10 protein-coding genes are annotated in these 10,912 nt (G+C 61.5%); 9 read left to right on the top strand and 1 reads right to left on the bottom strand.

The annotated features are described in order from the left end of the window. The first annotated feature begins 157 nt into the window (after nt 1-157). The 7 genes from ACRESD_RS21455 (at nt 158) to dacB (ending at nt 7,777) form a co-directional block, all read left to right on the top strand. Entirely contained in the window at nt 158-793 is a 636-nt protein-coding gene (locus ACRESD_RS21455) for a DUF1120 domain-containing protein (RefSeq protein ID WP_431752737.1), read from the top strand. A gap of 116 nt (nt 794-909) precedes the next feature. After that, nucleotides 910-1,380, top strand: coding sequence for a nuclear transport factor 2 family protein (locus ACRESD_RS21450; RefSeq protein WP_431752736.1), 471 nt, complete (start codon nt 910-912; stop codon nt 1,378-1,380). 36 nt (nt 1,381-1,416) lie between these two features. Then, nucleotides 1,417-1,689 (top strand): GIY-YIG nuclease family protein, encoded by a 273-nt coding sequence (locus ACRESD_RS21445; protein WP_431752735.1) that lies wholly within the window; start codon nt 1,417-1,419, stop codon nt 1,687-1,689. A 76-nt stretch (nt 1,690-1,765) separates the two neighbouring features. After that, nucleotides 1,766-2,701, top strand: coding sequence for a glutathione S-transferase family protein (locus tag ACRESD_RS21440; RefSeq protein ID WP_431752734.1), 936 nt, complete (start codon nt 1,766-1,768; stop codon nt 2,699-2,701). 109 nt (nt 2,702-2,810) lie between these two features. Further along, entirely contained in the window at nt 2,811-5,225 is a 2,415-nt protein-coding gene (locus ACRESD_RS21435) for a TonB-dependent siderophore receptor (RefSeq protein WP_431752733.1), read from the top strand. Continuing rightward, nucleotides 5,225-6,265: a YncE family protein gene (locus ACRESD_RS21430; RefSeq protein ID WP_431752732.1), complete on the top strand. Its 1,041-nt coding sequence runs from the start codon at nt 5,225-5,227 to the stop codon at nt 6,263-6,265. Before ACRESD_RS21435 ends, ACRESD_RS21430 begins: the two co-directional genes overlap by 1 nt. A 54-nt stretch (nt 6,266-6,319) precedes the next feature. Further along, nucleotides 6,320-7,777: a D-alanyl-D-alanine carboxypeptidase/D-alanyl-D-alanine endopeptidase gene (dacB, locus tag ACRESD_RS21425; protein ID WP_431752731.1), complete on the top strand. Its 1,458-nt coding sequence runs from the start codon at nt 6,320-6,322 to the stop codon at nt 7,775-7,777. A 1-nt stretch (nt 7,778) separates the two neighbouring features. Here dacB and ACRESD_RS21420 read toward each other — a convergent pair whose 3' ends face one another. After that, nucleotides 7,779-8,558 (bottom strand): IclR family transcriptional regulator, encoded by a 780-nt coding sequence (locus ACRESD_RS21420; RefSeq protein ID WP_431752730.1) that lies wholly within the window; start codon nt 8,556-8,558, stop codon nt 7,779-7,781. 120 nt (nt 8,559-8,678) lie between these two features. Between ACRESD_RS21420 and hmgA the strand changes: the two genes are divergently transcribed. Together hmgA and fahA are read left to right on the top strand one after the other, a co-directional pair. Beyond that, entirely contained in the window at nt 8,679-9,962 is a 1,284-nt protein-coding gene (gene hmgA / locus ACRESD_RS21415) for a homogentisate 1,2-dioxygenase (protein WP_431752729.1), read from the top strand. 3 nt (nt 9,963-9,965) lie between these two features. Continuing rightward, the coding region (gene fahA / locus ACRESD_RS21410; protein ID WP_431752728.1) for a fumarylacetoacetase at nt 9,966-10,912 on the top strand (947 nt) is incomplete at its 3' end.

The following is a 10,912-nucleotide window of genomic DNA, read 5'->3' as shown; positions in this document are numbered from 1 at the left end:
GTGGTGTGCACAGGTTAATGTGTACTTATGTACTCGGCATACATAAGCCGGTGGCATGATTACCCTATGTCCAACACTTGAGTCGAACGGGTGTGATTGCCTATGCCGTTAGTGCATGGTGGTCGCGCAAATTCGACTTCTTATCGAGCATGTAATAATGAAACAGTCACTTTCCCTTGTCGCCGCCACGTTTCTACTGGCCGGTGCGACCAACCTGCTGGCCGCCTCCGCCGTGGACTTGAATGTGAAGGGTGCAATTACCCCGTCCGCGTGTACGCCCTCGCTGTCAGCCGGTGGGGTGGTCGATCATGGGAAGATTTCGATCAAGGATCTTCCTCTTAGTATCAACAAGCTGCCCAAGGCCAGGCTGGCGCTGAGTGTCAGTTGCGAGGCGGCTACCCTGATGGCGGTCAAGCCCACCGACAACCGTGCCGGCACTGCATGGTCAGGTTACGACACCGTCTCGATGTTCGGCCTGGGCCTGATTAACGGGAACTTGAAGCTGGGGGCCTACAGCCTGGTCATGGAGAACATCCGGGCCGACGGCGCCCCGGCCCCGGTAATTGAATCGGTGGATGGCCAGACTTGGTTTCCCGCCACGTTGGATCAGTACTGGCAACCGCGCTGGATGAGATCGGTCGGGGCCGCGGGCTCTCCTGATGCGATACCCGTGGCAGTCCAAACCCTGGCAACCGACTTGCTGATCGACACCGTGGTCAGAAAGCCCCCGACCCCCACCACGGAGGAAATCCTCATAGACGGCAGCGCGAGCCTCGACATCGTCTATCTGTAAAACCGAAAGGGTTGGCAAGGGTCACCTGTGCTTATTTATGTGGTGAATGACCATGGCCTTCCCAGGCTCCGCAGATTATCGTGCAGCCCTGACCACGATAATTGCGGAGCCTGTTCATGAGTGATGCCCACAACGCCTTGATCACCCGCTTCTATGAGGCTTTCCAACACCTGGACGCCGAAGCCATGGCCGCCTGCTACACCGACGACGTGGTCTTCAGCGACCCAGCCTTCGGCGAACTGCGTGGGCGCGATGCCGGCGATATGTGGCGCATGCTCACCACCCGCGCCAAGGACTTCTCCCTGACCTTCGACGACGTACGCAGTGATGAGCGTAGTGGCAGTGCGCATTGGGTCGCCACCTACTTGTTCAGCGCTACTGGCAACACGGTGGTCAACGATATCCAGGCGCGCTTTGTGTTTCGCGACGGCAAAATCTGCGAACACCATGACAGTTTCGACCTGTGGCGCTGGTCGCGTCAGGCACTGGGCACTAAAGGCCTGTTGCTGGGCTGGACGCCGCTGGTGAAAAACGCTGTGCGCGCTCAGGCGCTCAAAGGCTTGAAGGCATTCCAGGCCAGTCGTTGATAAGCTTGGCGTTTCTTTCCCTTGCCGACGCCCTCTGTGAACACGCCTGACCCCAAACCCTGGTTCGTCTATCTGGTACGCGCCGCCAATGGCGCGCTGTATTGCGGCATCAGCAATGATCCGGTGCGCCGGTTTGCCATGCACCAGAGTGGCAAGGGGGCGCGGTTCTTTCTTTCCAGCCCGGCAGTGGCATTGGTGTACACCGAAGCGTGTGCCAGCAAAGCCGACGCCCTGCGTCAGGAGCGGCTGATCAAGAAACTCAGGAAAAGCGCCAAGGAATGCCTGGCGGCGAGTGGTTCATCAGCCTGACTGATAGGTTCCCATCTGACGCACTGCTGGTCTGGCAGGCTAAGCTATCGGCTCACCTATTCGAGCGGAACCTGGTATGTCTGAGTTGATTCTCCATCACTACCCACAGTCCCCATTCGCTGAAAAAGCCCGTCTGCTGCTGGGCTTCAAGGGTTTGTCCTGGCGCTCGGTGATGATCTCGCCGGTGATGCCCAAGCCGGACCTCACCGCGCTCACCGGTGGTTATCGCAAGACGCCGGTGTTGCAGGTCGGCGCCGATATCTACTGTGACACCGCATTGATCGCGCGACGCCTGGAACAGGAAAAAACCTCGCCGGCACTGTTCCCCCTTGGCTTGGAGCTGGTGACCCAAGGCTTCGCTGCCTGGGCCGATTCGGTGGTGTTTTCCCATGCGGTGGCGCTGGTGTTCCAGCCGGAATCCCTGGCGGTCAAGTTCGCCAAGGTGCCGCCGGAAATGCTCCAGGTGCTGGTGGCGGATCGCAGCAAACTGTTCAGCGGCGGCACGGCGACTCGGGTGCAATTGGATGTAGCCAAGCATCAATGGCCGGCGATCATCAGCCGTATCGACCAGCAGTTGCGCCACGAAGCGGGGGATTTCCTGTTCGGCGAACCTTCGATTGCCGACTTTGCCCTGGCCCATCCGTTGTGGTTCCTCAAAGGCTCGTCGGTGACGGCGCCGCTCGTTGATGCCTATCCCTCCGTCAGCGCCTGGCTGGCGCGGGTGCTGAGTTTCGGTCATGGCACCGCCAGTGAGATGAGCGCCGCGCAAGCCTTGGAGGTGGCGCGTCATGCAGCTCCAGCCGCGTTGCCCGATGAGGCGTTCGAGGATTTGAACGGCTTCAAGGCGGGCCAGCCGGTGACCATTTCGGCCACCGACTACGGCACCGACCCAGTGGCAGGCGAGCTGCTGTTTGCCGGGCGCGAAGAACTGATCCTGCGCCGCACTGATGACCGCGCCGGCACCGTGCATGTGCACTTCCCGCGCATGGGTTTTCGCATTCAGGCGCAATAAACAAAAATATTTGCAAACAAAGGTGAGGTAAATCGCCAGCCCATCCGTGTAGTGCTTGAAACTGCGATCTATTCGCATTAACAGCGTTTTCTACACGGGTTCTCACAGCATGAAGTCGACGGCGGGCGGTTTGGTTAAACAGTGGCTGGGAGCCTCGGTATTGGCGGTGTCGGGGCTGGCGTTGCTGCCCCTGGCCGTGGCACAGGCGCAGGAGCAGCAAAGCGCTCAGTTCAACTTTGCCCTGGTAGCCAAGCCGCTGCCCCAGGCCTTGAGCGATTTCAGCCGGGTCACCGGGATCAGCGTGATCTACACCGATGAAGCCCCCTACGGCCTCAACGCCCCGGCGGTCAGTGGCCAAATGAGCGCGACCCAGGCCTTGCAGCGCCTGCTGAGCCAATCCGGTTTCACCTTCCGCCAGATCGACGCCCGGACCCTGGCCCTGGAACCTGCACCCACCGAAGGGGCAGTCAACCTCGGTGCGACGACCATCAGCGGTGCCAGCCCATCCCAGGACACCACCAGCTACCAGCCGCCGCCCACCAGTTCGGTGATGCGCTCCCAGGGGCTGCTGCTGGAAACCCCGCAAACCGTCAACGTGGTACCTGCCCAAGTGCTGCGCGATCAACAACCGCGCAACCTGGATGACGCGCTGAGTAACATCAGCGGCATCACTCAGGCCAACACCCTTGGCAGCACCCAGGACGCGGTCATGTTGCGCGGCTTTGGCGACAACCGTAACGGCTCGATCATGCAAGACGGCATGCCCTTGGTGCAGGGCCGCGCGTTGAATTCCACCGCCGAGCGCGTCGAAGTGCTCAAAGGCCCGGCGTCGTTGCTGTACGGCATCCAGGACCCGGGCGGCGTGGTCAATATCGTCAGCAAAAAGCCCGAGTTGGTGCAGTCCACCTCCCTGACGGTCCGTGGCTCGACCTTCGGCGACGGCAAGAACGGCAGCGGCGGCAACCTCGACACCACCGGCCCGATTGGTGACAGTGGCCTGGCTTATCGCCTGATCGTCGACCATGAAGACGAAGACTACTGGCGCAATTTCGGCACCCACCGCGAGACGCTGGTGGCGCCGTCCCTGGCCTGGTACGGCGACACCACTAAGGTGGTCTTCGCCTATGAGCACCGCGAATTCCTCTCGCCGTTCGACCGTGGCACCGCCATCGATCCCAAGACCAACCATCCATTGAACATCCCCTCGACCCGCCGCCTGGACGAGCCGTTCAACAATATGGAAGGCCGCTCCGACCTGTACCGTCTGGAAGTCGACCACGACTTGAACGAAGACTGGAAAGCCCACTTCGGCTACAGCTGGAACCGCGAGACCTACGACGCCAGCCAGGTACGTGTGGTCAAGGTCAATACCAACGGCACCCTGACCCGCAGCATGGACGGCACCCAAGGCGCGCTGACCACCGACCGCTTCGCCACCGCCAGCCTCGAAGGCAAGGTCAACGTCGCCGGCATGCAGCACGACCTGGTGTTCGGCCTGGACGATGAGTACCGCAAGATCTACCGCGCCGACCTGATCCGCCAGTCACCGCGTGGCGTTTTTAACTACAACAATCCGGTGTACGGTAACGAAGTCGCCGGCACCACTGTCAGTGCTCCGGACAGCAACCAGACGGACCTGCTGCGCAGCGACTCGCTGTTCTTCCAGGATGCCATCCACCTGACTGACCAGTGGATTCTGGTGGGCGGTGCGCGCTACCAGATGTACGACCAATACGCCGGCAAAGGCGTGCCGTTCACCGCCAACACCGATGGCAATGGTCAGAAGTGGGTGCCACGTGCCGGTCTGGTGTACCGCTACACCGACCAGCTGTCGTTCTATGGCAGCTACACCGAGTCGTTCAAACCCAACTCCACCATCGCGCCGCTGGCCAACAAAACCGTACTGGACGGTAGCCTGGAGCCGGAACAATCCAAAGCCTGGGAGCTGGGCACCAAGTTCGACATGCCGGGGCGCATTACCGCGAGTGCGGCGCTGTTCAACATCGAAAAACGCAACGTGCTGGTGCAAGTGGGCGATGGACTGGCCTCGGTGTACAGCGTCGCCGGCAAGGTGCGTTCCCGTGGCCTGGAACTGGATGCCAGCGGGCAGTTGACCGATAACTGGAGCCTGATTGGTAGCTACGCCTATACCGATGCGGTGGTGGTCGAGGACAGCAAATACAAAGGCAACGACCTGCAAAACGTGGCGAAGAACACCGCCTCGCTGTCGGCAGTGTATGACTTCGGCAGCATCCTCGGCGGCGATCAACTGCGGGTCGGTGCCGGTGCGCGCTATGTGGGCGAGCGGGCAGGGGACGCGGCCAACAGCTTCGAACTGCCGAGCTACACCGTCGCCGACGCGTTTGCCACCTACGACACCAAGATTGATGGGCAGAAGGTCAAGTTCCAGCTCAACGTTAAGAACCTGTTCGACCGCACCTACTACACCTCTTCGGTGAACACGCAATTCGTATCTGTCGGCGATGCCCGGCAGGTGTCGATTTCCAGTACGTTGACCTTCTGATGAAAAAGTACGCCTGGTTACTGGCCCTGTTTATCAGCACCACCTCGGCGGCTGACACTGCCGCCATTCACCGCGAACATCGGGTGACCTTGCCCGGCTCTGGACACAGCTGGGGTTTCGTCGGCCTCGATCCGACGCGCCCCTACCTGTTCCTGGCCCGCCGCGAGAACGGCCTGACGGTGTTTGACGTACAGCATCAGCGAGTGGTCAAGACCGTCGCGCAGTCCGACGGCGCCAACGGTGTGGTGTTCGTGCCTGAGTTGGACCGCGTGTTCGTGCTCAACACCGATGGCAGCTTGAGTGTGGTGCAGTTATCCACATTCAAATCGCTCAAGCGTATCGCCGTGGCGCAAAGCAACCTCAATAGTGCGGTGTACGAACCGTCGACCGGCAAGGTGATCATTGTCAGTGGGCGCCGGGCGGATCGCTCGACGCTGTTTGAGTTCGATCCCAAGCAGGAGCGCATTACAGGCGCCCATGAATTGGCGGTGAAGAAGATTGACCCGCTGTTGCTCAAGGGCGATGGCAGTTTTTTCCTGCCGATGCGTGATGAAGGCAAGGTCGCCCGGTATGCGGCCGACACCTTTGCCGTGCTCGACACCTGGCAATTCACCGACTGCCCCAAACCCAGTGCATTGGCCCAGGATGTCGAACGCCAGCGCTTGTTCGTAGCGTGCCGAGGTGACGCGCCGGTACTGATCGTTGCGGATCGTGAAACCGGTGAGGTCAAGGCCAAGCTGCCGATTGGGCGCGATGTGAACGCGGTGGCCTATGACGCGCCACATCGTCGCTTACTGATTCCCAGCGGCGTGGACGCGAACCTGATGGTGATCGATCAGCAGGATGCCGATCATTACGCCCTGGCAGCCACCGTCAGCACCGTGCCGATGGCCTACAACATGGCCTTCGACGCGCAACGCCAGCGGGTTTACCTGCCGGCGATGGATTTCAACCAGCCCGCACCGAGCCAGGCCGAACCCAAGCCCGACCCGCAGTTTCAGGCCGGTACATTCTCTGTCACCACCCTGGCACTTGATTGAGCGCGGTTAATTAACCAAGCTGCGCACTCTCGACGATTCAGGAATGCCAGGTTTATGCAGTGGGGACGATGGATACACGCCGGCGCAATGGCGCTGGGTTTTGGGCTGTTGCTCAGTGGTTGCGCCACGCCGTCGAAGACGGCGGGCGGGCATAACCTGGACCAACTGCTGGCCGACCCGGCACTGCACGGCGCCAGCGTTTCCTTGATGGTGCGTGATGCCAATACGGGTGCCACGCTCTATCAGCACAACCCGCGCACACGGCTGGTGCCGGCTTCCAACCTCAAGCTGTTGACCACTGCGGCGGCGATGGACGTGTTGGGCCCGCAATACCGTTTCTCGACACAGCTGTTGAGCAATGGCCTACGCCAGGGTGATCGCCTCACCGGCAACCTCTACCTACGCGGCTTGGGCGATCCGACCATCCAGTTTGCCGACTATCAGGCACTGGCGGCGCAGTTGGCCAGCCAGGGCATTCGCCAGGTACAGGGCGACCTGGTGTTCGATGACACCTGGTTCGACGCCGAGCGCTTGGGTGTGGATTGGTCCCATGATGATGAAACCACCTACTACGGCGCGCAGATTTCGGCGCTGACCGTATCACCCAATACCGATTTTGATGCAGGCAGTGTGTTGGTCACGGCCAAGGCACCGGTGCGCGCCGGTTTGCCGGTGACGGTCGATATTTTTCCGCCGACCAACTACCTGCAACTGAGCAACCACGCTACCAGCGGCCCGGGTAACACCTACGGGATCAACCGCCGTCATGGCACCAACCTGTTGCAGCTCAGCGGCGCCGTCGCCCCGGGCAAGCAGAGCGAGCAATTGGTCAGCGTGTGGGAGCCGACGCAGTTGGTGGCCAACCTGTTTGAGCAAGCGCTGGCACAGCAGGGCATCAGCGTGTCGGGGCGTCGAGTGATGGGCGGGACGAGTCCGGCCACGGCGACCGTGCTGGCTGAGCACCAATCAGCGCCGCTGCAGGAATTGATCACCCCGTTGCTCAAACTCTCGAACAACAATATGTCCGAAGCCTTGCTCAAGGCCATGGGCCGCAAGACCGCCAACAGCGGCACGGCGGCGGCGGGCGCGGTGGCGGTGTCCGGGTTTCTCAAGCGCCAGGGGCTGGATACGGCGACGCTGAACCAGGTGGATGGCTCGGGTCTGTCGCGGCGTAACCTGGTGTCGTCGCAAAACCTTACGGATGTGCTGCTGGCCGCCAGCAAGCAGCCGTGGTTCAACGCCTGGTACAACGCGCTGCCGGTGGCCGGCAATATCGACCGCATGACCGGCGGCAGCCTGCGTTATCGCCTGAAGGGCACGCCAGCGGAAAACAACCTGCATGCCAAGACCGGCTCCATGGGCGGCGTGTCGTCCTTGAGCGGCTACATCACCGACGCCCACGGACGCCGGTTGGTGTTCTCCATGATCAGCAACAACTATGTGGTGGCGGGCGCGCAGGTCAAGGGCGTGGAAAACCGTGTGGCAGAGGCGCTGTCACGCTGGAACGATTGATTCAGGGCTGATAGCCCATGCGCCAGCTCACGGCCCGGGTCGCCGCCAGCAAGTGCTGCGCCGCCGGGCCATCTTCATCGGCGTGGAACAAGGAGGTGGGGCCAACCACGGTCATCACCGCCGCCACTTGCCCGACCGCGTTGAACACGGGGGCCGACAACGCGTCCACGCCAGGCATCAGCAAACCGTGCACAAAGTGCAGGCCGCGCTTGCGGATCTGTTCACAGGCGCTGGCGTAAGCCTGGTCGTCGGCCAGGGTGTGGGCGCTACCAGCCTGGATCTCACGCTCGCGCAATTCAACCGTTTCCCGTGACGGCAGGTAGGCGCTGAACACCAGCCCGGTGGACGAACTGAGCAGCGGCAACACCGAACCCAATTGCGTCACCACGGTGACGGCGCGTACGGCCGGCTCGATCTGCACCACGGTCGCGCCCTGGTTGCCCCACACCGCCAGGAAGCAGGTTTCGTTCAACTCGTCGCGCAGTTCCGCCAGGGGCATCGCACCGACTTTCAATACGTCCATGCTGCCCAGCGCGGCCAGGCCCACGCGCAAGGCCTCACGGCCCAGGCCGTAATGGTTGGTGGCGGTATTCTGTTCGGCAAATCCCGAGGCGATCAGCGCCTGTAAATAGCGATGGACCTTGCTCGCCGGCATTTGCACATGTTCGGCCAGGCGCGACAGTGAGGTGGCCGGCGATAGTTCGGCGAGGGCCTTGAGGATGTCGGTGCCCACTTCGGCCGAGCGGACTTTCTGTTTACCGGTGTCGCGGGGCTTTTCCATGGAAGGGCGAGAATCCGAGAGATGAATGGGCGTCTTTATAGCTTGACGGTCGATAGTGTTCAAATTACGTTATGCGTAACTGGATTACGATAAAAACAACTTCCGTACAGAGGATGATCCATGAACCTCGAATACCAATCGGGCTTTGGCAATGAATTCGCCAGCGAAGCCCTGCCTGGCGCGCTGCCCGTCGGCCAGAACTCCCCGCAAAAAGCGCCCTACGGCCTCTACACCGAACTGTTTTCCGGCACGGCTTTCACCATGGCGCGCAGCGAAGCCCGCCGCACCTGGCTGTACCGTATTCAGCCGTCGGCCAATCACCCAGCGTTCGTAAAATTGGATCGTCAACTGGCGGGTGGGCCGCTGGGCGCGGTGACGCCGAATCGCTTGCGTTGGAACCCGTTGGATATTCCCAGCGAACCGACGGACTTTATCGATGGGCTGGTTGGCATGGTTGCCAATTCGGGGGCGGAAAAACCCTCGGGCATCAGCATCTACAACTACCGCGCCAACCGCTCGATGGAGCGCGTGTTCTTCAACGCCGACGGCGAGCTGCTGATCGTGCCCGAGCAGGGCCGCCTGCACATTGCCACTGAACTGGGTGTGCTGGATGTCGAGCCGCTGGAAATCGTGGTGTTGCCGCGAGGTTTGAAATTCCGCATCGAGCTGTTGGACGCCGAAGCCCGCGGCTACGTTGCCGAAAACCACGGCGCGCCGCTGCGCCTGCCAGATCTCGGGCCTATCGGCAGCAACGGCTTGGCGAACCCGCGTGATTTTCTGACGCCGGTCGCGCATTACGAAGACCTCAAGCAACCGACCACGCTGGTACAGAAATTCCTCGGCGAGCTGTGGGCCTGCGAGTTGGACCATTCGCCGCTGAACGTCGTGGCCTGGCACGGCAACAACGTGCCGTACAAATACGACCTGCGTCGCTTCAACACCATCGGCACCGTGAGTTTCGATCACCCGGACCCGTCGATTTTCACCGTATTGACCTCACCCACCAGCACTCACGGCCTGGCCAACCTCGACTTCGTGATCTTCCCGCCGCGTTGGATGGTGGCCGAGAACACCTTCCGTCCGCCTTGGTTCCACCGCAACCTGATGAACGAGTACATGGGCCTGATCCAAGGCGCCTACGACGCCAAGGCCGAAGGCTTCCTGCCCGGTGGCGCGTCGCTGCACAGCTGCATGAGCGCCCACGGTCCGGACGGCGAGACTTGCACCAAGGCCATCAACGTAGAGCTGGCACCGCACAAGATCGATAACACCATGGCCTTCATGTTCGAGACCAGCCAAGTGCTGCGTCCCACACAGTTCGCCCTGGAGTGCCCGCAATTGCAAAACACTTACGACGCGTGCTGGGCTTCGCTGCCCGCCACCTTCAACCCGAACCGGAGATAACCCATGACCCAACCAACGCTAACCCGCAGCTGGGTGGCCTCCGCCAACGGTCACCGCGATTTTCCCCTGCAAAACCTGCCGCTGGGGGTGTTCAGCATCAATGGCTCGGCACCACGTAGCGGCGTGGCGATTGGCGATGCAATCTTCGATCTGCACGCCGCCCTGAACGAGTTCGAGGGTGAAGCCAGGCGTGCCATCGAGGCAACGGCTGACGGCCAGTTGAATGGGTTTTTCGAACTGGGCCGTGGCCCGCGTGTTGCCCTGCGCGAGCGCCTGTTGGAACTGCTGGCCGAAGGCAGCCCGTTGCAAACCCGCGAGGCCCAGGTGTTGCACCGCGCCGTGGATTGCCAGATGCACTTGCCGGCGAAGATCAGCGACTACACCGATTTCTATGTCGGCATCGAACACGCGCAGAACGTCGGCAAACTGTTCCGTCCCGACAACCCCTTGCTGCCGAACTACAAATACGTGCCGATTGGCTATCACGGCCGTGCCTCGACCATTCGTCCATCGGGCACGGATGTGCGCCGCCCCAAGGGTCAGACCCTGCCAGCAGGCCAGACTGAGCCGACCTTCGGCCCGTGTGCGCGCCTGGATTACGAGTTGGAGCTGGGTATCTGGATCGGCCAGGGCAATGCCATGGGGGACTCGATTGCCATTGGCGATGCGGCTGAACACATCGCCGGTTTCTGCCTGCTCAACGACTGGTCGGCGCGGGATATCCAAGCCTGGGAATACCAGCCGCTGGGGCCGTTTTTGTCCAAGAGCTTTATCACCAGCATCTCGCCATGGGTGGTGACGGCTGAAGCACTGGAGCCGTTCCGCAAAGCGCAGCCGGCACGTCCTGAAGGCGACCCGCAACCGCTGCCGTACCTGTTGGATACCCGTGACCAGAAAGCGGGCGCTTTCGATATCGAACTGGAGGTGCTGCTGACCACCGCCTCGATGCG

The organism is Pseudomonas sp. (genome assembly GCF_050739995.1).
GTDB lineage: Bacteria > Pseudomonadota > Gammaproteobacteria > Pseudomonadales > Pseudomonadaceae > Aquipseudomonas.
Note: the sequence above shows the minus strand (reverse complement) of the source record. Positions and strands in the feature narration are given on the sequence as shown.

Coding starts and splice junctions, on each gene's coding strand:
- ACRESD_RS21435 (WP_431752733.1), top strand. CDS start 2,811: ATGAAGTCGACGGCGGGCGGTTTGGTTAAACAGTGGCTGGGAGCCTCG.
- dacB (WP_431752731.1), top strand. CDS start 6,320: ATGCAGTGGGGACGATGGATACACGCCGGCGCAATGGCGCTGGGTTTT.
- ACRESD_RS21450 (WP_431752736.1), top strand. CDS start 910: ATGAGTGATGCCCACAACGCCTTGATCACCCGCTTCTATGAGGCTTTC.
- hmgA (WP_431752729.1), top strand. CDS start 8,679: ATGAACCTCGAATACCAATCGGGCTTTGGCAATGAATTCGCCAGCGAA.
- ACRESD_RS21420 (WP_431752730.1), bottom strand. CDS start 8,558: ATGGAAAAGCCCCGCGACACCGGTAAACAGAAAGTCCGCTCGGCCGAA.
- ACRESD_RS21455 (WP_431752737.1), top strand. CDS start 158: ATGAAACAGTCACTTTCCCTTGTCGCCGCCACGTTTCTACTGGCCGGT.
- ACRESD_RS21440 (WP_431752734.1), top strand. CDS start 1,766: ATGTCTGAGTTGATTCTCCATCACTACCCACAGTCCCCATTCGCTGAA.
- ACRESD_RS21430 (WP_431752732.1), top strand. CDS start 5,225: ATGAAAAAGTACGCCTGGTTACTGGCCCTGTTTATCAGCACCACCTCG.